The organism is Alcanivorax sp. 24 (assembly GCF_004360225.1).
In the GTDB taxonomy this organism is placed as follows: Bacteria; Pseudomonadota; Gammaproteobacteria; order Pseudomonadales; family Alcanivoracaceae; genus Alloalcanivorax; species Alloalcanivorax xiamenensis.
Map to the genome: position 1 here is coordinate 1 of NZ_SNUA01000004.1, position 23,733 is coordinate 23,733.

Consider the following 23,733-nt stretch of genomic DNA (forward strand, 5'->3'; position numbering starts at 1 on the left):
TGTAGGTGCGGGGTGGGGTCATTTCTCCCACGGTCTGTACCCGAAGGGGTCAGAAGCTGCCTAGGTCCCGCCACCCCGACAAGTCTCTCTGCCTACTATCGACTTGCCACGCCAACATACAAGCTGCCTTGGCGGCGAATAGCGCACGCCCCTCCATCAGCGTTCCGATCTCTCTCGCCGGTAATCCCTCGGCGCCACCCCCATGACTTTCTTGAACTGGCGCGAGAAATAATAGGGGTCGTCGTAGCCGAGATCGGCGGCCACCTGGGTGATACTGAGATCGGTGATGTCGAGCAGATAGCAGGCACGGGTGATCTTCAAATGCTGGAACGCCTGCATCGGCGTCTGCCCGGTCTGTCGTTTGTATTCGCGGATAAAATGATAAAGCGACAGTTCGCTGGTGGCACTGACCAGTTGTTCCAGCTCGATGCGTTGGTGCAGATGGGCCTGCAACCAGGCCTGGATCCGCGGCAAATCCAACGCCACGTTGCGGGCCTGACGCTGCCGTCGCATCAATGCCATGAACGAGAGCAGGCTCTTGAGCAGATTGGCGGCGTAAATCAAGTGATGGGGACGGAAGCGCGTCACGGTGGTCAACAGCAGCTCCAAATCCTCGGTGAGCCGCGAGTGCTGCCCGACGGTGGCGGTGAAGCCGTCCGGGGCGCTGAGGATTTCGTTGAAATAGGTATCCACCTCGGCACCGCCCAGGTGCACCCAATAGATGGTCCAGGGGTCCTGAGGGTTGGCCCGGTAACGGTGACGCTGGCCTTCCCGCAGCAACAGTACGTCCCCGGCCCGCACCGGCTTGCGCCGCCCTTCCAGCTCCGCCACGCCGGATCCCGACAGGCAATAAATCACCAGATGATCCCGAGGCTCGGCACGGCCCATATGGTGGCCTGCGGCGGCGGGATAGAACCCGACGCCATGGGGCATGCAATCCCGGCACAGCGGATGTTCCGCCAGCTCCGCCACCAGCGTATGGGGGATCACCACCCGCCGACCGGTCTTCGGCAATGGCCAGCGGGAGGTTTCCACCGGCGGGGTAAGAATGTCGCTCATAAGCGCAATTTTATCCAGGTATAGTCAATTGCCGCTATCTTACCGTCCCCCGCCCTGTGATACACAATAGCCATACTGTTGGAAACGCCACCCCGTGCAGCAGCATGATGGTGCCACCTCGCTCCGAAGGAGCGGCCGGGCTCGGCGCGCGTGGCCCGTTATACCCCTAATAATTATTTGGAGAGCGTTATGTCCACCCGACTGCCTCAACTGATCAACGGTGAGTTCGCGCAAAGTGCCACCGACACCTGGATTCCCGTCACCAATCCGGCCACTCAGGAAGTATTGTGCGAGGCCCCGGCGGCCACCGGCGAGGAAATGGAGCAAGCGATCGCCGCCGCCAAGGCCGCGTTCGAGGAATGGCGTGAAGTGCCGGTGACCGAACGGGCCCGGCTGATGATGCGGTATCAGGCCCTGTTGAAAGAACGCCATGACGACATCGCCAAGGTGCTGGCGAAGGAAACCGGCAAAACCTTCGAGGACGCCAAGGGCGACGTCTGGCGCGGCATCGAAGTGGTCGAGCAGGCCGCCAACATCCCGTCGCTGATGATGGGCGAAACGGTGGAGAACGTGGCCCGCAGCATCGACACCCATTCCTGGATCCAGCCGCTGGGTGTTTGCGCCGGTATCACCCCGTTCAACTTCCCGGCAATGATCCCGCTGTGGATGTTCCCGATGGCCATCGCCTGCGGCAATACCTTCGTGCTCAAACCTTCCGAGCAGGACCCGATGACCCCCAATCTGCTGGCGGAACTGTTCCTGGAAGCCGGCGCGCCGAAGAACGTGTTGCAGGTGGTGCACGGCGGCAAACAGCAAGTGGATACCCTGCTCACCCATCCGGAGATCAAGGCGGTGTCCTTCGTCGGTTCGGTGCCGGTGGGTCAGCATGTCTATCGCACCGCCACCGAGCATCTGAAACGCGCCCAGTGTTTCGCTGGTGCCAAGAATCACATGGTGATCATGCCGGACGCGCAGAAGAGCCAGGTGGTCGGCAATCTGGTGGGCTCCTCCTGCGGCGCCGCCGGCCAGCGTTGCATGGCGATCAGCGTGGCGGTGTTCGTCGGTGATTCCAAACAGTGGATCGACGACATCAAGGACGAGTTCGCCAAGGTGCGCCCCGGTGCCTGGGACGACGCCGGCGCCGCCTACGGCCCGCAGATCAGCCCGAAAGCCAGGGAGCGCATCCTTACCCTGATCAAACAGGGCAAGGAAGAAGGCGCCACCTGCCTGCTGGACGGTTCCGACTGCACCGTGGACGGCCTGCCGGATGGCAACTGGGTCGGCCCCACGCTGTTCACCGACGTGAAGCCGGAAATGAGCATCTACAACGAAGAAATTTTTGGCCCGGTACTGTGCTGCGTGTGCGTGGACACGTTGGAAGAAGCCATCGAGCTGGTCAACAACAGCCCCTACGGCAACGGCACCTCGATCTTCACCGCCAGCGGCGCCGCCGCCCGCAAATACCAGCACGAAGTGGAAGTCGGCCAGGTCGGTATCAACATTCCGATTCCGGTGCCGCTGCCGTTCTTCAGCTTCACCGGTTGGAAAGGGTCCTTCTACGGCGACCAGCACGCCTACGGCAAGCAGGCGGTGCGGTTCTACACCGAGACCAAGACCGTCACCAGCCGCTGGTTCGAGGACGACATCGCCGATGCCACCCACAGTGGCCCGAACATGACCATCCATCTGAAATAACCTCGCCGGCCGGCCCGCTCCCTCACCCGTACCGGCATGAGAGAGCGGGCCCGCCCGCCAACAGCGGAGACCGATACCGTGGATTTCTCCCTCAACCAAGAACAACAGGCGTTCCGCGATACCGCCCGTCAGTTCGCCGAAAAAGAACTGGCGCCCTTCGCCGCCGAATGGGATGAACACAGTACTTTTCCCAAGGACACCATCAAACGGGCCGGAGAACTCGGCTTCTGCGCGCTGTACTGCGACCCCGATCATGGCGGCATGGGATTGAGCCGGCTTGATGCCGCCTTGATCTTCGAGCAAATGGCCGCCGGCTGCACCTCCACCACCGCCTTCATCACCATCCACAACATGGCCACCTGGATGCTGTCGAACTTCGGTTCCGATGCGTTGCGGGCACAATGGGCGGACGGTCTGATGAGCGGGGAGCAGCTGGCGTCCTACTGCCTCACCGAACCCAACGCCGGTTCCGACGCCGCATCCCTGAGCACCAGCGCCAAAAAAGATGGCGATGACTATGTGCTCAATGGCGCCAAGGCGTTTATTTCCGGCGCCGGCGACACCGATGTACTGGTATTGATGGCACGCACCGGCGGCAGCGGCGCCGGCGGCGTCACCTGCTTCGCCATCCCGGCGGACACCCCCGGCGTCAGCTATGGCCGCAACGAAGACAAGATGGGCTGGAAAAGCCAGCCCACCCGGGCGGTGATCCTGGAAGACGCGCGCATTCCCGAGCGCTACCGCGTCGGTGAAGAAGGCCAGGGTTTCAAGATCGCCATGGCCGGCCTTGATGGCGGCCGCATCAACATCGCCAGCTGCTCCCTGGGCGCCGCCACCGCGGCGCTCAATCAGGCGCAAGGCTACGTACAGGAACGCAAACAGTTCGGCCAGGCCCTGAGCCAGTTCCAGAACACCCAGTTCACCCTCGCCGACATGGCCACCCATCTGGTGGCGGCGCAGCAGATGGTGCGGCTGGCGGCATGGAAGCTGGACCAGGGCGACGCCGACAAGTCCATGTACTGCGCCATGGCCAAGCGGCTCGCCACCGATCTGTGTTTCGACGTCTGCAACCAGGCGCTGCAGCTGCATGGCGGCTACGGCTACATCAAGGAATACCCGCTGGAACGTTACGTGCGTGACGCCCGCGTGCATCAGATTCTGGAGGGCACCAACGAAATCATGCGGGTGATTATTGCCCGCCGCGTGCTGGGCGACCTGGCGTTCCTGTGAACGACCGGGATAATGCCGCGCGACGCAATCAATTGATGGAGTCCTGTTGATGGAGAGCACTGTGAGTGACAGCAAGGCCCTGGTGACATTCGAGATTCTGGAAGGCGATCACGGCCGGATCGGTCGTGCCACTCTGAACGCACCCAAAAGCCTCAACTCCCTGTCCCTGGAAATGATCGATCTGCTGGAGGAGCAACTTGCCGCCTGGCAGACCGACAACACGATCCAGGCGGTCTGGCTGGACGCCAACGGCGATAAGGCGTTCTGCGCCGGCGGCGATATCGTGCGCCTGTACCAAAGCATGGTGGATACATCGCAGGGAGAACGGAACCGGTACGCGGAAGCCTTCTTCGGCCGCGAATACCGGCTGGACCATCGCCTGCACACTTTTGGCAAACCGCTGATCTGCTGGGGCAACGGCATCATCATGGGCGGCGGCCTCGGTCTGCTGGCCGGGGCCTCGCACAAGGTGCTGACCGAAACCGCGCGCATCGCCATGCCGGAAATCACCATCGGCCTGTTTCCGGATGTGGGCGGCAGCTACTTCCTCAGCCGCATGCCCGGCAAGGTCGGCCTGTTCCTGGGACTGACCGGCGCCAACATCAACGTCAGTGACGGGCTCGCCATCGGTCTGGGTGACGTGGCTATCGCCCATGAGCGCAAGACCGCGGTGATGACCGCGCTCAACGAACTGAACTGGAACGATGACGCGCGACATCACGACGGCCAGGTCAGCGCGCTGCTGGCCGGATTCAGCCTGACCGCCGGGGACCTGCCGGAAAGCCCGGTCAGCCAGCACCGTGGGGAGATCGATCGGCTTTGCGATAGCGACGATCCGAGCTATGTGGTCGAGGCCATCACCGGTCTCGACAGTGAAGACCGCTGGCTGAGCAAAGCCGCCGCGACGCTCGCCAAAGGCTGCCCGCAAACCGCCGCTCTGGTATGGGAAAACTGGCACCGGGGCGCCGACATGACGCTGGCTGATGTGTTCCGTATGGAATGGCGGGTGGCGGTGCAGTGCACGTTGCACGGTGATTTTCAGGAAGGCGTGCGCGCGCTGTTGATCGACAAGGACGGACAACCCCATTTCAAACACCGCTCGGTTGCCGAGATCACCCCGGCCTACCTGGCGGAATTTTATCAACTTCCCGGCGTACCCGATCCGTTAGCGGACTTGTAAAAGAGACCTGCGAAACGGGCACCGCGCCGGCTTCAGCAGCTGGAGGAATAATTATGAGAATCGCGTTTTTTGGTGTCGGACACATGGGCGGGCCGATGGCCGCCAATCTGGTCAAGGCCGGTCATGAGGTGTCCGCCTTTGATCTGGTGCCCGCCCTGCTGCAAGAGGCGGTGAACGCCGGCGCCAGCGCCGCTGACTCACCTGCACGGGCAGTGGAAAACGCCGAGGTGGTGATCAGCATGCTGCCCTCCGGTGCCGCGGCCAAGGGGCTCTATCTGGGAGACAACGGCATTCTCGACGCCATCGGCCAGGACAGTCTGATCATCGACTGCTCCACCATCGATGCCGCCACCGCCCGCGAGCTGGCCGCCGCCGCCGCCGCCGACAGCGGCCGGGTGATGATCGACGCCCCGGTATCCGGCGGCGTCGGCGGCGCCAAGGCCGGCACCCTGACGTTCATCTGCGGCGGCCCCGAAGATGCGGTGGAGCGCGCCCGCGCGGTGCTCGAGTGCATGGGCAGCAAGATCTTTCGCGCCGGCGACAACGGCGCCGGGCAAGTGGCGAAAATCTGCAACAACATGCTACTGGCGATCCACATGATCGGCACCGCGGAGGCCCTGCAGCTGGGCGTCGATCACGGTCTCGATCCCAAGGTCCTGTCGGACATCATGTTCGCCAGCTCCGGCCGCAACTGGTCGTTGGAAGTCTACAATCCGTGGCCCGGAGTCATGGAGGGCGTGCCTTCCAGCAACAACTATCAGGGCGGTTTCGGCGTCAACCTGATGAACAAGGACCTGGGCCTGGCGCTGGAAGCCGCGCTGGCGAGCAAGTCCGCCACGCCCATGGGCGCTTTGGCGAAAAGCCTTTACGGTCTGCACGCCAACGCCGGGAACGGCGGCCTGGATTTCTCCAGTATCCAGCGGTTCTTCAAGCATCGGGACGAATAAACGGAGCACCTAGACGCGGTTACAGCGTGCCATTCGCCAGCAGGCTGGTTCCCACAGATCATGCCACGAAGCCGCTGTGGGAAGCTTGCTGGCAAGCGAATGAACAACGGCCCCGAGGCATTCGCGGCCAAGGCCGCTTCCCACGGCAATGAACTACGAAGTCGCCCTGTGGGAACTTGGTCCGGCATCAGAGGTCCGGCGCCCATTCCCGATCCGGGTGGTGGGCCAGAAACTCCGGGCGCCGGCGGCGCGCGGCGAACGGCGCCCGGCAACGATTGTCACGGCGGTTATAGACAAAAAACACATTGCTGCGCGGGTCCGGCGACATATTGGCGTTGGAACCGTGCAGCGTGTTGCAGTCGAACAGCAGCAGACCACCGGCGGCGCCGGTGGGTGCCTCGATACCATGCCGCCGGATCAACTCCGCCAGCACCGCCTCGCCGGGAACACCGATCTCCTGCCGTCGCAATGATTGTTCATGATGATTTTCCGGGGTTTCACCGACACAGGGTACGAACACTTTGTGCGAGCCGGGGATCAGCATCAGAGGGCCGTTGAAAGTGTGATTGTCGGTGAGCACGATGGAGGCGCTGACCGCGCGCATGGCCGGCATGCCGTCTTCCGCGTGCCAGGTCTCGAAGTCCGAATGCCAGTTGAACCCCTTGCCCTTGAAGCCGGGTTTGTAGTTGATCCGGGACTGATGCACATAGGGTTCACCGCCCAGAATCTGGCGGGCCCGCCCGATAAGGCGCGGATCCTCCGCCAGTTGGCGGAAACGCCCGGACAGAAAGTGCACCGCGAACAGCGACCGGATTTCCTGGCTCTCCGGCTCGGTGATGGTGAAAGGACGCCCGCGAAACGACGGCGTGTTCATCAGTGACAACATTTCGCGTCGCAGCGCCCGGACTTCTTCCGTATCAAGAAAACCAGGTTCGAACAGGAAACCCCGCGTCTCGAAAGCGTCCAGTTGTTGCGCCGAAAGAGGGCCTTGATCGGGGTCGCCTTTGACCACCGCTTCGCGGCGTTGCAGCCAGGGCTGGTCCGGCGTTCGCGCCAGACGAGTGGGATAAGGGTCCGCTGGTGAGCGGGGCGTATATTGAACAGATTGACGTGATAGCGTCGGTGCTGACATCAAATCACCTCCGGGATTCGCGATCAGTTCCAGCGCGGCGGCACGATCCGCCTGTTGACTGGGTGTTCAAGGGTTTTGTCCATGACGTGGTGAGGGATGGTGGTGATCAAAAGGGAAATTTCAAGGCTTTCGGCGTACAGTACCCCTTTGTTCGGCCCGGTTTGGCCGACATCAACGGGAACGGGAGAAAGCCATGGGATTCGATTTCAACGACACGCGCGTGGTGGTGGCTGGCGGCAGCCGTGGCATCGGCCGCGCCATCGCCTTGGCGTTCGCGGCGGCCGGAGCCCGGGTCTCGGTCTGCGCCCGTGGCGCCGAGACGCTGGGTGCCTTGCGCCAGGACGCCGCCGCCAAGGGGTGGGAACTGCATGTGGCCACCTGCGACCTGGGCGACAAGACCGCTATCGACGGCTACATCCGTGACGCGGCGCAAGCTCTCGGCGGGCTCGACGTGCTGGTCAATTGCGCGTCGGCGTTCGGTCGCGGCGACGACGAGAGCGGCTGGGGCATGAGCGTGAACGTGGATCTGATGGGCACGGTCCGCGCCTGTCACGCCAGCCTGCCGTATCTGCGCGAATCCTCCCGGGCGGCGATCATCAACCTGACCTCCATCGCCCAATTCCATCCTTCCGTGCGCACCGCCCCCTATGCCGCGGTAAAGGCGGCGGTGAGCCACTACACCAGCAGCCTGGCGTTGCGGCTGGCCGGCGACGGTATCCGCGTCAACGCGGTGGCGCCAGGGTCAGTGGAATTTCCCGGCGGAGTCTGGGACGACGCCCGCCGCGATAATCCGACGCTGTATCAAAATATCCTGGCCGGCATCCCGTTCGGCCGCTTTGGCGCGCCGGATGACATCGCCGAACCGGTGCTGTTCCTGGCTTCCCCGCAGGCGCGCTGGATCACCGGCCAGACGCTGGCGGTGGACGGCGGCCAGTTGCTCAGCTGAGATGGCCAACTCCACGCAGCGGCTGTTCTTCGACCTGGTGGACCTGCGCCTGTTCATCAATATCGCCGAAGCCAACAGCCTGACCCGTGGCGCCGAACGCTCCTGCCTGTCCCTGGCGGCGGCGAGCATGCGCATCAAGAATCTGGAAGATGCCATCGGTACCCGTCTGCTCAACCGCGCCAGCCAGGGCGTGACGCTCACTCCCGCCGGCCAGGCCATGTTGCGCAACGCCTTGCGCATCCTGCAACAAAGCGAGCGCCTGCTCGGCGATTTGGCGGAATACGGACAAGGGGTCAAGGGCCGGGTGCGTCTGTTCGCCAACACCACCGCCATGACCGAGTTCCTGCCCGCCGCGCTGGGCCGATTCTTGTCCGACCATCCACGGGTGGATATGGATCTGCAGGAGCGGCTCAGTCACGATATCGTCAAGGCGGTCCAGGATGGCGCCACCGACATTGGCATCGTCGCCGGCTCGGTGTCCACCGAAGGCCTGCAGGCGCTTCCCTATCACGGCGACCGGCTGGTGCTGACCACCGCCTTGAACCATCCCCTGGCCAGCCGCGCGCGACTGGCCTTCAAGGAAGCGCTGGGCCACGACTTCGTGTCCCTTCACTCCGGCAGTGCCATCCACACCTTTATGGCCCAGGTGGCCAGCGAGTTGGGCCTGGATACCCAGATCCGTGTCCAGGTTTCCAGTTTCGACGCGCTGTGCCGCATGGTGGAAGCGAACGCCGGCATCGGTCTGCTGCCCCGCTCCGCGGCGCGCCGGCTGGCCCGGTCCATGGATATCCATGTCATCGAACTGTCCGACGCCTGGGCCGAACGGGAGATGAAAATCTGTGTGCGGGAGCTGGAAGCATTACCGACCTTCGCCCGCGAGTTGGTGGACTACCTGCTGGCGACGCCGGGACCTGGGGCTTAACGGAATTGGAGATATGAATTCACGCCGTATTCGCGAGCAAGCACGCTTCCCGCAGCAACGGCCACGGAGCCGCTGTGGGAGCTGCCTTGGCGGCGAATCGGCTTGCAGCCACTCCCAGCGTGTGCGTTATGCGATACTTGTTTTTTCTCAGCCCACCAGATTCGGCAACCATAGCGCCAGCTGCGGGAAGCTGCCCAGCAGCAGCAACAGCAGCGCTTCACACAGCAGGAACCAGAGCAGCCCCTTGAACACGGTGCCCAAAGCCACCTGGTCACCCACCACGCTCTTCACCACGTAGACGTTCATGCCTACCGGCGGCGTCAGCAGTCCGACCTCGATCAGCTTCACCACCAGCACGCCGATCCAGATCAGATCCATGTTCAGGGCATGGAATACTGGCAGGAACACCGGCAGGGTCAGCAGCATCACCCCCAGCGGATCGAGGAACATACCCAGTACCAGGTAAACCAGTACCAGTGCCAGCAAGGCCCAGGCCACGGTCATATCCATGGACGTCACCAGTTCCACCAGCCCGGTGGACAAACCGGCCATGGCCAGGAAACGGGTCAGCATGACCGCGCCGATGGCGATGAAGAAAATCGATGCGGTGGTACGCAGAGCTTCCGCCAGCGACGCGCAAAAGGCACGCCAGGGCAAACGCCGTTGCAGCAGCGCAATGGCCAGTGTCATGGCGGCTCCGAGAGCCCCGGCTTCGGTGGGGCTGGCGACACCGCCGTAGATACTGCCGAGCACGCCCAGCACCAACAACGGCAATGGCCATACCGCGCGCAGACTGGCCATGCGTTCCGCCCAGCTCACCTGCTCATGCCGTTGCGGCGCCAACTTCGGATTGAGCCAGCAGCGGATCACGATCATGGAGGCGAAAAAAACGGCGGTGAGCAGACCGGGAATCACTCCGGCGAGGAACAGCTTGCTGATCGATTGCTCGGTGTACCAGCCATAGATGATGAACAGGATCGAGGGCGGAATCAGCGCCCCAAGGGTACCGGACGCGGCCACGGTGCCGGTGGCGAGCCCTCGGTCATAGCCATAGCGGAGCATCTCCGGAATCGCCAGTCTCCCCATGGAGGCGGTGGTGGCCATGGAGGAGCCGGATACCGCGGCGAAACCGGCGGAGCCGAAGTTGGTCGCCAGGGCGAGCCCGCCGGGCACCCGCATCAGCCAGAGCCGGGCGGCGTCGTAAAGCAGCCGGGTCAGGCCGGAATGGTAAGCGAACGCCCCCATCAGCAGAAACATGGGCACCGCCGACAGGGTCCAGCTGGCGCCGAATTCATAGGGCATGGCACGCAGCATGCCCAGCGCCGGATCGACCCCCCTCAGGGCAACGATTCCCCCCAGGGATACCACGCCCAGGGACACCGCAATGGGCACACGCAAAGCCATGAGCAGCAGCAGAATGCCGACGCCGCTCAGGCCGATCATCATATCGGTCATGACAAATTCCTCAGGCCACGGTGTCGTCTTGGTCCCACGCGGAGAACGGATTGATCGGCTCCAGTGAGCGTTGACCGGCAACGAGCATGATCAGGTCATCCACCGCGTGCAGCAGGAACAGTGCCGCCATCAGCAGACCGCCAGCGGGTACCAGCCAACGGGCCGGCCACACCACGATCTCGCCAACACCGGCGGTCCAGGTTTCACCGATCAGGGTCATATCCCAGGCTTCCAGCGCCCCCATCCAGATCAGAACGCCGACGTAAACCAACGCCACCACGTTACCGAGCAGATCGAGCCCGGCTAGCGGGCGCTCGCCCATATGCCGGGTAAACAGCTCCACGGTGATGTGATCACGGGTATAGGTCAGCAGCCCCAGGGGCAGGAAAATCAACGCCACCATGTAGTAGTTGGCGACCAGTTCCAGGGTGCCATCGATGGGGTGGTTGGCGAGCCAGCGCAACAACACATCCAGCGTCACCTGGCCCATCATCACCAGCATGGCGCAGGCGGCGATCAGGGCGAACCCCTGCACCAACCGCATCAGCAGACGGTCGAGAGCCTTCATTGTATTTCCTTAAAAAAGAGGCTTGAAAGGGCGTCTTGAAAAGGGAGGACACGGCGGCCACCGGTGAAGGCGCCGCCCGTCGCTCTATCGGCTACAGCTTGGAGAAAATTTCGTCTTGCAGTGCCTGCTGATAGGCATCGTAGTCACCGTCCAGGTCGGCGACGAGTTTTTCCCATTTGCTCAGAGTGTCCAGGAACCCCTGGAGAAAAGCGGCCGGGTCATCACCGCCAACCCCACGCTCCTTGGCCAGCGCCAGCACCCGCTGGAATTCGCTATCGACATGATCGGCCAGCTTCTTGCTCTCGGTTTCGGAAGGCTTGGCGAATACCACGCCGGCGGCTTCGCCTTCGGAACGCGCCTTGGCGGAATCATCTTCGTAGCCTTCGGTGACGTCGCGAACCAGTTTCGCCAACTGGGACGAGATCACCGCGCGCTCGTCATCAGAAAGTTTTTTCCAGGTTTTGTCGTTCACTTCCAGGACGGTGGCGCCGTAATAGGAACCGAACGGCATGTCACTGACCCACTTCACCACTTCCTTCAGATTGAGCGTGTGCATGTAGGCCAGCGGGCCGACGTTGCAGTCCGCCTGTCCACGCTGCAGCGCCTGATAGATGTCCTCGGTGGGGACCGCGACGATGGTGGCGCCGAATTGCTCCACCCAGTTCACCAATGGCGTGCTGGTGGCACGCACCCGCTTGCCGGCCAGATCTTCCAGGCCGTCGAGCTGTTGCCGACATTCAAAGTGGTACGGAGCGGAACCATAGTACGCCAGCGGGCGGGCGTTGTGCTTGAGGTGTTCGTCCATGCACTCGGGGCATTTCAACAGGTAATACTCGTTGGCGGCGGCCGCGGCGACACGGGCGTCGCTTACCGCCAGCATCAGCGAGGCAATGGTATCGGTGGCCGGAATCTGGCTGGTGACCCAGGCCGGGACCACCAGGCCGGAGTCGACGATACCACGCTGAATAGTGGACAGCGTCGCCGGCCCCTTGGCCATCACGCCACCGGAATAGACGGTCAGCTTGACCTCACCGCCGGAAGCCTCCTCCACGGCTTTGGCGAAAGGCTCAATGCCCTTGGCCACGGTGGTGTGGTTGCTGGGAAACGGAGAGGAGTAAGACAAATTGGCGGCGCTGGCGATACCACTGAACAGCGTCAGACAGAAGGCGGCCAAACCGGCCGTACGGGCAGTCAGAGTCATAGTGTACTTCTCCTGGGGCCCAAGCACGCATCCACGGCCCCAATCACTGAATTGTTGTTGTCATCACCGGGCCGTGCCGTCGGGCCGGCTCTATCACACTGCCCGCCCGGGCCGATGGAGACAATTCAGTTTTCCCTAAGTCTGCCTTCAGGAGGAGTGAAGGCCGCTTCCGCCGCCCGCTGGACCCGTTTGCCGTTGGCCACCATGTCACGCACCAGCCGCACCAGCTCCCCGAAACGGGTCACCACCGCATCCGGGCGGTGGGGGTGGCGTGGCGAACCGGGGAAGATCTTGTCCAGCCAGGACTGCGACCACTGGGCGCCGTTGTAGAACACGGCGGTGACGCCGGCTTCCTTGCCCGCGATCACGTCGGTGGTGCTGTCGCCCAGATACCAGCAGGTGGGGCCGGGCTCCTGCCCAAGCCGTCGCAGGGCTTCGAGAATCATATCCGGGGCGGGCTTGCGGTGGGCCACGTCGTCACCGCAGACGATCACGTCGAACAGCTCGATCCAGGCCCCCTCCTCCAACCGGCTCAATTCGTGCTCCAGATAGTCCCTTTTACGGTTGCTGATGATGCCCATGGGGATGCCCAGTTCCCGCAGCCGGCGCAGTTGCGAGGTGGTATCCCCCTCCAACGCATGAACATCGTCCACGTACTTCTTGTAGCAGTCGTCGAAAGCCGCGTGGATGCGGGCCTTGGCGTCCTGATCCGAACCGAACAGGACTTCGAAGATATCGGTGCGCGAGATTTTGCGCTGGGCGGTGATTTTCGGATGCAGTCGATGGTGGTCACGGACGTACTTGACCAAACGGGCGTCTTCCAGCGTCTTGGACTGCTCAGTGGTCAACAGCCGGTCACGCAGGCCCAGTGCTTCCAGACGGGGGAGCACATCGTCGATGGCGTGATACATGGCGTCATGGGTATCCACCAGGGTGGCGTGCCAATCCATCAGTAGCGCCGTGGGCACCGCCTGGGGAAGCTGCAGAATACTCATGGTCCCTCCAACATCCGTTCTCACGCAATGTAAGGTACTCGACATCGCCATGCAGCATAGCATGCTCTTTTTACCTTTCCGGGACAGCAGCGGGTGGCCAGTGCGACCATCATTCAATACCATTCGCCTCGCCGCCCTGAAGCCTGCTCAAGGGCTCTTATTCACCGGGGCTGAGGGAGAGGAGCCCGCATGCGCATCACCCCCATCTGGTCCCGCATCACCGCCCTGCTGTGTCTGGTCGTGGCCGCCATCCTGGCGGGACTGGCCTGGACCACCGCCAGGACCGCCTCCCCGCTTTTCCTGGACCGCTATGCCCAGGCCGGCGTTGATCTCTTTTTTGCCGCCGTTCTCCTGGTCCTGGCGCTGACGCTGCTATGGCGCCGCCGTCTGCTCGGCCTGCTGTTGGTACTGGGCGGGGCTGCCCTGCTGATGCTCGCCGCCTCGCCGATAAGACTGGTACAGCTGGACTGGAGCGGCGAAGGGATCACCGTATCGCTCCGCTCTCTGCCGGAACTGGCGGGTGAAGGCTGGCGGCGTCAGTCCATGACCACCGAGCTGGTGAACTTCAATGAGCCTGCTCCCGGCCCCACGGCCTGTATTGAAGAGCGGGTGGAAGCCCGGGGCCTGTTTCGTTTCCAGCAGCGTTATCGCTGGCGCACGCCCGAGGCCCTGACCGAGTCGCGCACCGGCGGAATCGAGGAATGTCTGCGCTTCCGCCATCAATTGATGGCGCAATTGGACGGGCTGGAAGGCGCTCTGGTGAGGGGCGATGCCGACGGGGCCAGGGCCTTGCTTGATCAACACCACGCCGAGAAAGGCCGGCTCGCGCTGCAACTGACCGATGTGGGCGAGCCACTGCGCGGGGCGTTGGCGAAACTGCTGCACACCGATCCGGCCTCCCCGGCCCCGCTCACCTTGGCGGACATCGCTCTGGTGCTCGGCAGCCGGCCACACGTCCAGGCTTGGTTGCAGCCCGGCGACGCCCAATGGTATCAACGCTATGCCCTGTTCAAACTGGGTCTGACCAACCTTGTACCGGTGGAGATACCACGTGAAGACACCGGTTTCGGCTGGCGCGGGGAAGATCCGATGTCCGTCTCCCATCTGCGCGAGACCGGCGGCTACCGGGCATTCGACTACACCGCGGCCAATCTCCACTGCGACGCGGACTACGCGGGTTTTCTCAAAAAGCAAGGGCTCGCGGTGCCAACGGACAGCGCCGTGCTGCAGTTGTTTCTGTCCCGGCTCTGGGCGACGACACCGAAAGGCGCCACCGATGTGTCCCGGCGCATTATCAGTGTCAGTCTGCCCAATTTGCCCAGCCAGGCGGAAGACTCCCGGGATTGCGTGGCACTGGCCCGTTTCTACACCGACCCGGAACCTTCCGAACAGGTGATTACACTGCTGCGCCGGGCCACCGGTGCCGGAGTTTTCAACCACCAGCAGAGAATGCTGGGCGCTGAAATGGACAAGCTGCCCCGGGAAGAACGTTTCAAACGACACAGCAAGGCCGTACGGAAGGTCTATGAGCAGTTCGAGTTCAGTGAAAAGACTCTGCCCCTACCGGCTATCGTGCCCATGTTCACCGCCGTGCTGACACCAAGACGGGACACCAACGCTCTGTGTCAGGCGCTGTACGTCATGCCCTGGATGGTGAGCCACGACAGCGCCCTGGAGACGCTCTACGATCTGGCCCGGCAATGGCGCGGCGAACCGATCCGCCTGGACATGGCCGGCCCACCGGAGGACGTCTGTCAGCTTGGCCTGATGCTGCCGCCTGGCGGCTTCAAGCGCCAGACCCGCGAGCGCAACCGGTTCCTGGAACAAGCGGAACTCCCCTGCAAGGTGGTGCTACCCGACGGCACCTACATTTACAGCGAACCACTGGAGTGCCGCCATGAGCGATGAGCGCACCGTCGAATCGCCCCTGTACCGCCCGGCACCGGGGCTGATTCTTGCCATTGTGGCGACCTTGGGCTGGACCGCCCTGACTCTGATGTCGCTGTTGCTGGATTGGGACTATGTGGCCCCGGGCTACCGGACCGTGGGGGATGACATCAGCGCCGCCGGCGCTCAGATCTGGGGGCTGCCCTGGCTACTGGCCCTGCTGATGGCGGCGTCCGTGATCCTCGTGATGATTCTGTTTATTCGCCAGCTGCGCGGACGGCGCCCGGGCCTGATCTTCACGTTGACGACGGGCCTGGCCCTTTGCGCGCTACTGCTGCTGTTGGCGCCACCGGCCGTGGACTTCCAGGTGCGTTACTACCATGGTCCCGGGGACCGTACCATGGTGCTGTTCACCGGCCATCGCACACCGCTGTTCCGCTACACCGAGAGCCACGAGGAAAGCACTTTGTATGGGGAAGGCGACGGAGACACCCGCCATTTTGTCTGTCTGACGGATCGCACCTGGAAAGTCGGCGTGATCCGGGTGAGCCGGAGTCTGTTCCCGATTCTCGACAAGGAGAACCAGCAGCGCATTCTGGAAAGCCAATGCCAGGAACGGTGAGCCCGGTTCAGTCCGGGTCCACCAGACGGGCGCCGCTGCCTTCCTCCGCCAGTTCGTCCATGGGGTTGCGCAACGGGCAGGCGGACAGAGAAAGGCAACCACAACCGATGCAGCCGCTGAGCTGATCGCGCAACAGGGTCAGCCGTTCGATGCGCTTGTCCAGATCCTCACGCCACTGGGCCGATAGCCGCCCCCAGTCCTTGGCATTGGGGGTGCGCTCCTCCGGCAAGGTGGCCAACGCTTCGGCGATCTCGGCCAACGGAATACCAGTGCGCTGGGCAATCTTGATCACCGCCAGCCGCCGTAGCACGTCACGGGTATAGCGCCGTTGATTACCACTGCTGCGGCGGCTCTGGATCAGCCCCTTGGCTTCGTAGAAATGAATGGCGGACACCGCCAGGCCGGTACGCTCCGCTACCTGCCCCACGGTGAGTGCCTTGCCCACATTATCGGCATTGAGCCTTTCCATGATGCACCTTTGACCTTAACAATGCTTGAGGTTGTAGCGTTTTCTTTCTGAATTCGCAATACCGTGGTGGTATCGTCGTTTCTCGTTCTCGGCAACGCGGGACCGTCGATTTGCTTAGAACCGCTTCGACCAGTAACAAAGCCTCATCACAAGGAGCCCCCGTGGATACGGTTATCTCGGTCAGAAATCTCAACAAGACCTACGACTCGGGCTTCCAGGCCCTGAAACACCTCGACCTGGACATCCGTAAAGGAGAGATCTTCGCCTTGCTTGGTCCCAACGGCGCCGGCAAGACCACCCTGATCAGCATCATCTGCGGCATCGTCCGTCCCAGCGCCGGCACCGTGCTGGCCGGCGGTTTCGATATCCAGCACCAATATCGGGCGGCGCGCGGCAAGATCGGCCTGGTGCCACAGGAACTCACCACCGACGCCTTCGAGACAGTGTGGGCAACGGTGACCTTCAGCCGCGGCTTGTTTGGCAAGCCCCGCGATCCGGCCCATATTGAACGGATCCTGAAAGACCTGTCCTTGTGGGATAAACGCAATGACAAGATCATGGCGCTGTCCGGCGGCATGAAGCGACGGGTGATGATCGCCAAGGCACTGTCCCATGAGCCGGAGATTCTGTTCCTGGATGAGCCCACCGCCGGTGTCGACGTGGAACTGCGCCGGGATATGTGGCAACTGGTGGAGCAGCTGCGCGACCGTGGCGTCACCATCATTCTGACCACCCACTACATTCAGGAAGCCGAGGAACTGGCCGACCGTATCGGCGTGATCAATCATGGCAGGCTGGTACTGGTGGACGAAAAGAACGCGCTGATGCAGAAGCTGGGCAAGCGCGAACTGCATGTGCAATTGGCGGCGCCGCTGACGTGCATCCCCGAAGCCCTGTCGGCGCTACCATTATCGCTGTCCGAGGACGGCCTGGAGATCACCTTCACGTTCGACGCCCGTGACGAGCAAAGCGGTATCGCGCCGCTGTTGCGTCAACTTGAGGACAACGGCATCGAATTCCGCGATCTGCGCACCCGGGAAAGTTCGCTGGAAGATATCTTCGTGCACCTGGTCCACGAATCGCGCCCTGATGAAACCGCACCCGGGAGGGAGTCCGCATGAATCTCCACGCCATTCGCGCCATCTACCTGTTCGAAATGGCCCGCACCTGGCGCACGCTGCTGCAAAGCATCGCTTCGCCGGTGATTTCCACGTCGCTGTATTTCGTGGTGTTCGGGTCCGCCATTGGTTCTCGCATGGTGGAGATCGACGGCATCAGCTATGGCGCTTTCATCATTCCCGGGCTGATCATGTTGATGTTGCTCAACGAGAGCATCTCCAATGCGTCGTTCGGCATCTACATGCCGCGTTTCTCGGGCACCATCTATGAGGTCCTTTCGGCGCCGGTGTCCTATGTGGAAATCGTCACCGGTTATGTCGGCGCCGCGGCCAGCAAGTCGATCATTCTCGGCCTGCTGATCCTCGCCACCGCGCGGTTGTTCGTGGACTTCCATATCGCTCATCCGGTCTGGATGGTGGCGTTTCTGGTACTCACCGCGGTGACGTTCAGTCTGTTCGGTTTCATCATCGGGGTGTGGGCGGACGGCTTCGAGAAATTGCAGATCATCCCGATGATGATCGTGACGCCACTGACGTTTTTGGGGGGCACTTTCTATTCAATCAATATGCTGCCTCCGGTGTGGCAGACGATAACGCTGTTTAACCCGGTGGTGTATCTGATTAGCGGGTTTCGCTGGAGCTTCTACGGTGTCGCCGATGTCAACGTCGGCCTCAGCCTGGGCATGACCGTGTTGTTCATGGTGCTGTGCGTGGGGGTGATTCACTGGATCTTCAAAACCGGCTACCGGCTGAAGAATTGACCGGTCAGCGGCGATCCTGCCGGTCCTGGTCATCGTCGCCGCCCAGCAACTGCTCCAGTTCATCCTCGCTAAGGTAGTCCAGATCCCAATGGCTGGTGTACCGTTCCTTCAATCGGTGGCGGCCGCGATGCAGATCCTCCGGCTCGTCACCGGCATGGGCGGCACCGGAGCCTGCCTCCGGCGGCGCTGACGGGGGGCGGTGGAACCAGCGTTTCAACCAGGCCAGCATGAGCACCTCGCTTGGCTTTCCAGGAGCCATTGACCGTGCTTTTACCCGGAGTGAATACCGGGTAATCACCAAATTGACGGACATAACATGAATCTGCAACTCACGGACCTGCTTTTGCTCAGCGCCCTGTGCATCGCCGCGGCCCTGTTCTGGCGCGCCCAGAAGATTCGCGAAAGCGCCCTCCTGGCCACCCGCCGGTATTGCCAAAGGGAAGACGTGTCGTTGCTGGATGAAACCGTGGCGCTGCGCCGTGTGCGGATACGCCGCGATCCGGGCCAGGGCTGGTGCCTGCTGCGTTGTTACAGCTTCGAATTCACCGTCACCGGCGGCGAACGCTACCAGGGCGAAATCCGGATGCTGGGCCCCAGGGTGCTCAGCATTACTCTGCCGCCACATCGCTTCAGTCCGGAGAACGAACGCCTGCACTAGGGACAGCAGTGGGGCTTTGCCGGGCGGGGGCGGCTGCAAGCAAATTGGCGCCACTGAGCCTCAAGAATTCGCTTGCCAGCAAGCTCCCACAGCGGCTCCGTAGTCCCTTCCACGGGAAGCGGGCCGTCCCATAACGATGGGACACCTTTGCCCTGCTTACCTCAAAGAAAACGCCCCGGGAATCGCTTCCCGGGGCGTTTCAATCTGACGGGTTATCGGCTTAAGCGCTGCACAGCACGCCCAGCAGCCCGCACAGAAGGCCATCGCGCAGACTGGCCAGCAGATCACCCAGGCCGGGAATGCCTTCCAGCGTATCCAGAACCGGATTCAGCAGGTTCTCCAGCAGACTGTCGTCGGTACCAGCCAGGGTATCCAGCACGGTCACCAGCGGTTCGCCGAGAGCCGGGACCTGCTCAAGCAGGTCGCCAATCGCCGGTACCAGTCCACCGTCAGCGCCAATCACACCGCCGAACAAGCCATCCAGGTCCACGTCACCGGAGGTCAGACCACCCAGCAGGCCGCTGAGCAGATCACCCAGCACCGGAATTTCTTCCAGCAGGGACAGGTCAGGCTCAAAACCGCCATCGCCACCCGGCAAACCGCCGCCAAGGGTGCCAAGCAACTGGTTCAGCAGGTCACCCAGTAGCGGGATCTGATCCAGGGCACCGGTAATGGTATCCAGCGGGTTGCCATCACCACCCGGCAGGCCGCCGTCGGCCAGGCCGAACAGGGTGCTCAGGAGCGGATCCAGCAAGTCACCCAGTACCGGAATCTCACCCAGCAGGCCGGTCAGGCCGGACAGTTGGTCACCGGCACCAGCCAGACATTCCAGCGGATTACCGGATTCACAGGTCAGCGCACCCAGGACCTGTTCCAGCACGTCGCCCAGCACCGGTACTTGGTCCAGCAGGCCGGTCAGAGCGTCCAGATCGCCACCGCTCAGACCACCCAGCAGACCTTCCAGATCCAGCGGCAGGCCGCCGTCGCCACCGATGTCACCGCTGAGGATGCCGCCGATGATGTCGCCCAGTACCGGAATCTCGCCGGTCAGGTCACCCAGCATGCCCAGGTTTTCCAGCAGGCCGGTGAGCGGATCGGAACCGTCACCCGGAACCGGCAGGCCGCCTTCCAGCAGACCGCCCAGCAGGTCGCCAAGAACCGGGATGCCGCCCACGGCGTCGGCGATCGGGCTGAGGCCATCACCGATGTCCAGCAAGCAGGTCAGCCCCGCCAGCTCGGACAAGCCCGCGGGCAACTCCGTGCTGCTTTCACAGATGCTTTCCAGACCAACAATGGAAGTCACGCCGGTCAGCACTTCCGTCAGACAGGATTGCGGATTGAAGGACTCTTCGCCGGTGGCCACCGGGCACAACGCGGTAGACACGGTATTCACGGTGGAAAGCAGCAGTTCGCCGCTGGCCAGGTTATTGGCCACGCCAGTCAGACAGGTCTGCGGATTCTGCACGTCTTCGCAACCCAGAATGCCCAGCACCTCGCCAACAGCAGCCGGTACCGTTTCCGGTGTGGTCTTGAGCACGTCGACCAGACAGGTCACAACGTTATCCGAGCTCGGACACAATTCCTGGGTCAACGGGCTGGTGCCATCAAGCAGACCAGTGATGGTGTCTTTCAGATAAACGCCACTTTCCAGTACGCAGGCTTGCAGGAAATCCGGGTTGGTAGCACTACCAAGCAAACCGGATTCGGTTTCGGCCACGGCGTTGGCACAGAGCAGCCCGAGAACGTCGTCATTACCCAGGGAAATATTTTCCAGGGCTTCGTTCTGGCAGGCCAGCACCTCAACCGGAGACAGCAGAGTGCCCAGCACGGATTCATCGTGACCGAGCATGGCATCCGGACATACGGAAAGGGTGAAGTGGTTTTCGCTGTCGATCAGCGTCAACAACTCTTCTTTTTCTTCCGGAGTCGGCTCGTCGGGATCGTCAGGGTTGTCGGGGTTATCCGGGTCGTCGGGATCATCCGGATTATCGGGGTTGTCCGGATCGTCAGGGTTATCGGGGTTGTCCGGGTTATTCGGATTGCCCGGATTGTTCGGATCGTTCGGCGTACCACCGCCACCACCACCGCCACTGCCACCACAGGCGGCCAGGGCGACCACCATCAAACACAGTAGCAGGCCTCTTGCCATGGACGTAATCATCGCTTCCACCCTCATTGAGTAACCATTGTTCGAAACATTCAGGTCATCCAGTGACCAGGGTTAAGCTCCCCGTCCCCCTGAAAACCGATGAACCTCGAATGAACGAATGTACAAAGGGTGGCTATGAAAAAATGTAGAATGTGATTTACGTCATGTTAACGGGGCGTCCCCAGGTAACCCCGCGGTTTCCGTTGTCAGCGGCTGTAACCAAACTGTGACTTTTGTCTAACAGATCAGGAGACCCACGTAACGGAGTGGAGCAAAAAACAACAAGATTGGCGCGCTCTGACCGGCGCGCCGAATGAATTTTTGCTTCAGGCAAGATGGCTGCCAGCCAGAACGGCCAACAGGACAAGACAGGGGATCAACTGATCTCAATCATCACCCGGTGGCGATACGCGGGACGCTCGGCCAGACGGTGATACCAGGCTTCCAGATGGGGCAGATGCGGGCGCTGGTCATCCAGCTCAAACCACGGATAGCTCAGGCAGCCCAACGGGATATCGCCCATGCCAAAGTCATCACCGGACAGGTACGGCTGTCTGGCCAGGGCCTGGTCCACCACCGCCAGTTGCTCGCGCAAAAACCGCAGCCCTCGTTCCATGGCCGCCGCATCACGGGTCTCCGGTGTCTTACGCACCCGATTGATGAACCAGTCCTTGTAGGCGCCCACCAGGGTGGTGGAAGCCCAATCCATCCATTTGTCCGCGTTGGCCCGGCGTTTCGGATCGGTGGCGTACACCCGGCCCGCGCCGTACTGGGCGCCGAGATAACGGACAATGGCATTGGATTCCCACAACACCAGGTCGCCGTCCTGCAGGCAGGGAATCAGGCCATTCGGGTTCATTTCCCGATACACGGGTTCGTCCAGCCCGCCGTACCGGCCACCGAGTGGCTGATGCTCCACTTCCAGCCCCAGCTCGTCGGCGCACCAGAGCACCTTTTTCACGTTGGTGGAATCCTTACGGCCCCACACTTTCATCGCTTTTCTCCCGGCCGGGCCGGCGCCACCAGGCAGCCGGCCACTCTACAATCAGCCATCCACCTTGTTCAGGTGCACATCCATTTGCGGGAAGGGGATGTTAATGCCCGCTTCATCGAAGCGGCGTTTTACCTTCTCGGTAGTATCCCAGAGCACCGCCCAGTAATCCGCACTCTTCACCCAGGGACGGCAAAGGAAATTCACCGAGCTATCCGCCAGTTCGGACACCACGATGGTCGGGGCCGGATCCTTGAGACAGCGCTCGTCTTCGGCGATCACTTCCTGCAGGATCTGCTTCACCTTGCTCAGATCCGAGTCATAGCCAACCCCGAACACCATATCCACACGGCGGGTGGGCATCTCCGAGTAGTTGACGATATTGCCGGCGATGATCGGACCGTTGGGCACCGTCACCACTTTGTTGTCCGGCGTGTTGAGGATAGTGGCGAAAATCCGGACTTCCTTCACGGTGCCGGAGGTGCCCGCCACTTCCACATAGTGCCCGACACGGAAAGGCCGGAACATAATCAGCATGACTCCGGCGGCGAAATTGCCCAGGGAGTCCTTCAGTGCCAGACCCACCGCCAGGCCGGCGGCACCGACGATGGCGACCAGCGAGGTCGTTTCCACACCCAGTTGATCCAGCGCGGCGATCACCACGAAAACGAACAACAGGATATGGACGATATTCCCCAGGAAGTTCGCCACGGTCGGATCCAGGCGTTTGTTCAAAAGCCCTTTGCACCAGTTGGCGATACGCTTCGCCACCCAGATACCGATGACAAAAACCACCACCGCCATGGCGAAACTCCAGGCGTATGGCATCAGGTTTTCATTGATAAATGTCTTGATCTGCTCCATGTACCCACCTTTTTCCTGAAAGCCGGAACTGTCCGTGAATGAAAGGACCGCATTCTACGCGATCCCGCCATTTCTGGGCGGAGCCCGGACCCGTGTTTTTACACAATATTCATGATGCAAAGGCTGTCCCACCGCCTCGCGGGGGAAACGGCCTTACCCCAGTTCGGCCAACACGGTTTCCGCGCTGCTCTTGTCCACGCCTTTGGCGTCCACGCCCAGATACTTCACCACGCCGTCCTCTGCGATCAGGGCGAAACGCTGACTGCGGATACCGAGCCCGGCACCGCTGGCGTCCAATTCCAGCCCCAGGGCACGGGTGAACTCAGCATTGCCGTCCGCCATCATGGTAATGTGCTCGGCGTTCTGGTCCTGCTGCCAGGCGCCCATGACAAAAGCGTCGTTCACCGCCATGCAGGCAATGGCGTCCACTTTTTCCAGCAAGGCATCGGCGTTCACCACGAAACCAGGCATGTGTGTCACGGAACAGCCGGGGGTAAAAGCGCCGGGAACGGCGAATAAAACCACCTTGCGGCCTTTGAAGAAATCACCGGTGGACAAGTCTTCCGGTCCTTTGGCGCCATTGGTTTTGATGGTGACGTCGGGCAGTTTATCGCCAACGGATATAGTCATGATCAGGTCCCGCTTGGTTGTCGTTGAAGCCAGGGCGCGCTCCGCGCCAGGAAATCCGCATCAATGTAGCATGCCATCAGGGCATTCTCCCAACACACCCCAAGTCCACCACCCAGCGGCACCGACGACATCGGCCCGGCCATTCACATCCTCCTCACGATCATCGGCAAGCCCCACCAACGGCCGGTCTTTGCCACACTTGACCTAAAGCGGAGTTGAGGTTTTACCCTGCGGCACCGAGAAAATTGGCTATC

At 62.1% G+C, this 23,733-nt stretch carries 23 protein-coding genes; 11 read left to right on the forward strand and 12 right to left on the reverse strand.

The features are described 5' to 3' along the window. Positions 1–156: 156 nt before the first annotated feature. The gene (locus E0L37_RS06770) at positions 157–1,059 is read right to left on the reverse strand and encodes an AraC family transcriptional regulator (protein ID WP_133491021.1); all 903 of its coding nucleotides are present in this window, start codon (positions 1,057–1,059) and stop codon (positions 157–159) included. Positions 1,060–1,248: 189 nt separating this feature from the next. Between E0L37_RS06770 and E0L37_RS06775 the strand changes: the two genes are divergently transcribed. The 4 genes from E0L37_RS06775 (at position 1,249) to mmsB (ending at position 6,111) form a co-directional block, all read left to right on the forward strand. Continuing rightward, complete coding sequence (locus E0L37_RS06775; protein WP_133491022.1) at positions 1,249–2,754, forward strand: CoA-acylating methylmalonate-semialdehyde dehydrogenase; 1,506 nt, start codon at positions 1,249–1,251, stop codon at positions 2,752–2,754. Positions 2,755–2,832: 78 nt separating this feature from the next. After that, entirely contained in the window at positions 2,833–3,984 is a 1,152-nt protein-coding gene (locus E0L37_RS06780; protein ID WP_133491023.1) for an acyl-CoA dehydrogenase family protein, read from the forward strand. Positions 3,985–4,045: 61 nt separating this feature from the next. Next, a complete protein-coding gene (locus E0L37_RS06785) occupies positions 4,046–5,164 on the forward strand; it encodes an enoyl-CoA hydratase/isomerase family protein (protein WP_236563938.1) in 1,119 nt (372 codons plus the stop codon). A gap of 53 nt (positions 5,165–5,217) precedes the next feature. After that, a complete protein-coding gene (gene mmsB / locus E0L37_RS06790) occupies positions 5,218–6,111 on the forward strand; it encodes a 3-hydroxyisobutyrate dehydrogenase (protein WP_133491025.1) in 894 nt (297 codons plus the stop codon). A 187-nt stretch (positions 6,112–6,298) separates the two neighbouring features. Here the strand turns inward: mmsB and thpD are convergent, their stop codons facing one another. Next, a complete protein-coding gene (thpD, locus tag E0L37_RS06795) occupies positions 6,299–7,243 on the reverse strand; it encodes an ectoine hydroxylase (RefSeq protein WP_133491026.1) in 945 nt (314 codons plus the stop codon). A 193-nt stretch (positions 7,244–7,436) separates the two neighbouring features. Here thpD and E0L37_RS06800 point away from each other — a divergent pair, with 193 nt between their 5' ends. Both E0L37_RS06800 and E0L37_RS06805 read left to right on the forward strand, forming a co-directional pair. Next, positions 7,437–8,189, forward strand: coding sequence for an SDR family NAD(P)-dependent oxidoreductase (locus tag E0L37_RS06800; RefSeq protein WP_133491027.1), 753 nt, complete (start codon positions 7,437–7,439; stop codon positions 8,187–8,189). 1 nt (position 8,190) lies between these two features. Continuing rightward, positions 8,191–9,111 (forward strand): LysR substrate-binding domain-containing protein, encoded by a 921-nt coding sequence (locus tag E0L37_RS06805; protein WP_080531761.1) that lies wholly within the window; start codon positions 8,191–8,193, stop codon positions 9,109–9,111. A 147-nt stretch (positions 9,112–9,258) separates the two neighbouring features. On the opposite strand, the gene E0L37_RS06810 is transcribed toward E0L37_RS06805, so the two are convergent. The 4 genes from E0L37_RS06810 to E0L37_RS06825 form a co-directional block, all read right to left on the reverse strand. Then, entirely contained in the window at positions 9,259–10,566 is a 1,308-nt protein-coding gene (locus tag E0L37_RS06810; protein WP_133491028.1) for a TRAP transporter large permease, read from the reverse strand. Between the two features lie 10 nt (positions 10,567–10,576). Continuing rightward, the gene (locus tag E0L37_RS06815) at positions 10,577–11,134 is read right to left on the reverse strand and encodes a TRAP transporter small permease subunit (RefSeq protein WP_097059080.1); all 558 of its coding nucleotides are present in this window, start codon (positions 11,132–11,134) and stop codon (positions 10,577–10,579) included. 91 nt (positions 11,135–11,225) lie between these two features. After that, positions 11,226–12,335 (reverse strand): TRAP transporter substrate-binding protein DctP, encoded by a 1,110-nt coding sequence (gene dctP, locus E0L37_RS06820; protein WP_133491029.1) that lies wholly within the window; start codon positions 12,333–12,335, stop codon positions 11,226–11,228. Positions 12,336–12,460: 125 nt separating this feature from the next. Next, entirely contained in the window at positions 12,461–13,330 is an 870-nt protein-coding gene (locus E0L37_RS06825) for an HAD family hydrolase (RefSeq protein WP_080531762.1), read from the reverse strand. Positions 13,331–13,519: 189 nt separating this feature from the next. Between E0L37_RS06825 and E0L37_RS06830 the strand changes: the two genes are divergently transcribed. Both E0L37_RS06830 and E0L37_RS06835 read left to right on the forward strand, forming a co-directional pair. Further along, positions 13,520–15,238 (forward strand): hypothetical protein, encoded by a 1,719-nt coding sequence (locus E0L37_RS06830; protein WP_133491030.1) that lies wholly within the window; start codon positions 13,520–13,522, stop codon positions 15,236–15,238. After that, positions 15,228–15,839 (forward strand): hypothetical protein, encoded by a 612-nt coding sequence (locus E0L37_RS06835; protein WP_133491031.1) that lies wholly within the window; start codon positions 15,228–15,230, stop codon positions 15,837–15,839. Before E0L37_RS06830 ends, E0L37_RS06835 begins: the two co-directional genes overlap by 11 nt. A gap of 7 nt (positions 15,840–15,846) precedes the next feature. On the opposite strand, the gene soxR is transcribed toward E0L37_RS06835, so the two are convergent. Beyond that, complete coding sequence (gene soxR / locus E0L37_RS06840; RefSeq protein WP_133491032.1) at positions 15,847–16,308, reverse strand: redox-sensitive transcriptional activator SoxR; 462 nt, start codon at positions 16,306–16,308, stop codon at positions 15,847–15,849. 161 nt (positions 16,309–16,469) lie between these two features. Between soxR and E0L37_RS06845 the strand changes: the two genes are divergently transcribed. After that, positions 16,470–17,429, forward strand: a complete 960-nt coding sequence (locus E0L37_RS06845; protein ID WP_133491033.1) for an ABC transporter ATP-binding protein — start codon at positions 16,470–16,472, stop codon at positions 17,427–17,429. Further along, on the forward strand, positions 17,426–18,187 hold the full coding sequence (locus E0L37_RS06850) for an ABC transporter permease (protein ID WP_133491034.1): 762 nt from the start codon (positions 17,426–17,428) through the stop codon (positions 18,185–18,187). The genes E0L37_RS06845 and E0L37_RS06850 overlap by 4 nt, the downstream gene beginning before the upstream one ends. Positions 18,188–18,191: 4 nt before the next feature. On the opposite strand, the gene E0L37_RS06855 is transcribed toward E0L37_RS06850, so the two are convergent. Next, on the reverse strand, positions 18,192–18,416 hold the full coding sequence (locus E0L37_RS06855; protein ID WP_133491035.1) for a hypothetical protein: 225 nt from the start codon (positions 18,414–18,416) through the stop codon (positions 18,192–18,194). An 87-nt stretch (positions 18,417–18,503) separates the two neighbouring features. Here E0L37_RS06855 and E0L37_RS06860 point away from each other — a divergent pair, with 87 nt between their 5' ends. Next, complete coding sequence (locus E0L37_RS06860) at positions 18,504–18,845, forward strand: DUF3301 domain-containing protein (protein WP_133491036.1); 342 nt, start codon at positions 18,504–18,506, stop codon at positions 18,843–18,845. Between the two features lie 220 nt (positions 18,846–19,065). Here the strand turns inward: E0L37_RS06860 and E0L37_RS06865 are convergent, their stop codons facing one another. From E0L37_RS06865 to E0L37_RS06880, 4 genes are all read right to left on the reverse strand, one after another. Next, positions 19,066–20,994 carry a hypothetical protein gene (locus E0L37_RS06865; RefSeq protein WP_236563937.1) on the reverse strand — a complete coding sequence of 643 codons (1,929 nt, stop codon included), beginning with the start codon at positions 20,992–20,994 and terminating at the stop codon, positions 19,066–19,068. A 376-nt stretch (positions 20,995–21,370) separates the two neighbouring features. Beyond that, entirely contained in the window at positions 21,371–21,988 is a 618-nt protein-coding gene (locus E0L37_RS06870; protein WP_133491037.1) for a glutathione S-transferase family protein, read from the reverse strand. A gap of 51 nt (positions 21,989–22,039) precedes the next feature. Next, on the reverse strand, positions 22,040–22,849 hold the full coding sequence (locus tag E0L37_RS06875; RefSeq protein WP_133491038.1) for a mechanosensitive ion channel family protein: 810 nt from the start codon (positions 22,847–22,849) through the stop codon (positions 22,040–22,042). Between the two features lie 153 nt (positions 22,850–23,002). After that, complete coding sequence (locus E0L37_RS06880; protein ID WP_133491039.1) at positions 23,003–23,479, reverse strand: peroxiredoxin; 477 nt, start codon at positions 23,477–23,479, stop codon at positions 23,003–23,005. Between the last annotated feature and the right edge of the window lie 254 nt (positions 23,480–23,733).

Coding starts and splice junctions, on each gene's coding strand:
- E0L37_RS06880 (WP_133491039.1), bottom strand. CDS start 23,479: ATGACTATATCCGTTGGCGATAAACTGCCCGACGTCACCATCAAAACC.
- dctP (WP_133491029.1), bottom strand. CDS start 12,335: ATGACTCTGACTGCCCGTACGGCCGGTTTGGCCGCCTTCTGTCTGACG.
- E0L37_RS06825 (WP_080531762.1), bottom strand. CDS start 13,330: ATGAGTATTCTGCAGCTTCCCCAGGCGGTGCCCACGGCGCTACTGATG.
- soxR (WP_133491032.1), bottom strand. CDS start 16,308: ATGGAAAGGCTCAATGCCGATAATGTGGGCAAGGCACTCACCGTGGGG.
- E0L37_RS06860 (WP_133491036.1), top strand. CDS start 18,504: ATGAATCTGCAACTCACGGACCTGCTTTTGCTCAGCGCCCTGTGCATC.
- E0L37_RS06810 (WP_133491028.1), bottom strand. CDS start 10,566: ATGACCGATATGATGATCGGCCTGAGCGGCGTCGGCATTCTGCTGCTG.
- E0L37_RS06835 (WP_133491031.1), top strand. CDS start 15,228: ATGAGCGATGAGCGCACCGTCGAATCGCCCCTGTACCGCCCGGCACCG.
- mmsB (WP_133491025.1), top strand. CDS start 5,218: ATGAGAATCGCGTTTTTTGGTGTCGGACACATGGGCGGGCCGATGGCC.
- E0L37_RS06775 (WP_133491022.1), top strand. CDS start 1,249: ATGTCCACCCGACTGCCTCAACTGATCAACGGTGAGTTCGCGCAAAGT.
- E0L37_RS06805 (WP_080531761.1), top strand. CDS start 8,191: ATGGCCAACTCCACGCAGCGGCTGTTCTTCGACCTGGTGGACCTGCGC.
- E0L37_RS06855 (WP_133491035.1), bottom strand. CDS start 18,416: ATGCTGGCCTGGTTGAAACGCTGGTTCCACCGCCCCCCGTCAGCGCCG.
- E0L37_RS06865 (WP_236563937.1), bottom strand. CDS start 20,994: ATGGCAAGAGGCCTGCTACTGTGTTTGATGGTGGTCGCCCTGGCCGCC.
- E0L37_RS06800 (WP_133491027.1), top strand. CDS start 7,437: ATGGGATTCGATTTCAACGACACGCGCGTGGTGGTGGCTGGCGGCAGC.
- E0L37_RS06850 (WP_133491034.1), top strand. CDS start 17,426: ATGAATCTCCACGCCATTCGCGCCATCTACCTGTTCGAAATGGCCCGC.
- E0L37_RS06815 (WP_097059080.1), bottom strand. CDS start 11,134: ATGAAGGCTCTCGACCGTCTGCTGATGCGGTTGGTGCAGGGGTTCGCC.
- thpD (WP_133491026.1), bottom strand. CDS start 7,243: ATGTCAGCACCGACGCTATCACGTCAATCTGTTCAATATACGCCCCGC.
- E0L37_RS06770 (WP_133491021.1), bottom strand. CDS start 1,059: ATGAGCGACATTCTTACCCCGCCGGTGGAAACCTCCCGCTGGCCATTG.
- E0L37_RS06875 (WP_133491038.1), bottom strand. CDS start 22,849: ATGGAGCAGATCAAGACATTTATCAATGAAAACCTGATGCCATACGCC.
- E0L37_RS06830 (WP_133491030.1), top strand. CDS start 13,520: ATGCGCATCACCCCCATCTGGTCCCGCATCACCGCCCTGCTGTGTCTG.
- E0L37_RS06870 (WP_133491037.1), bottom strand. CDS start 21,988: ATGAAAGTGTGGGGCCGTAAGGATTCCACCAACGTGAAAAAGGTGCTC.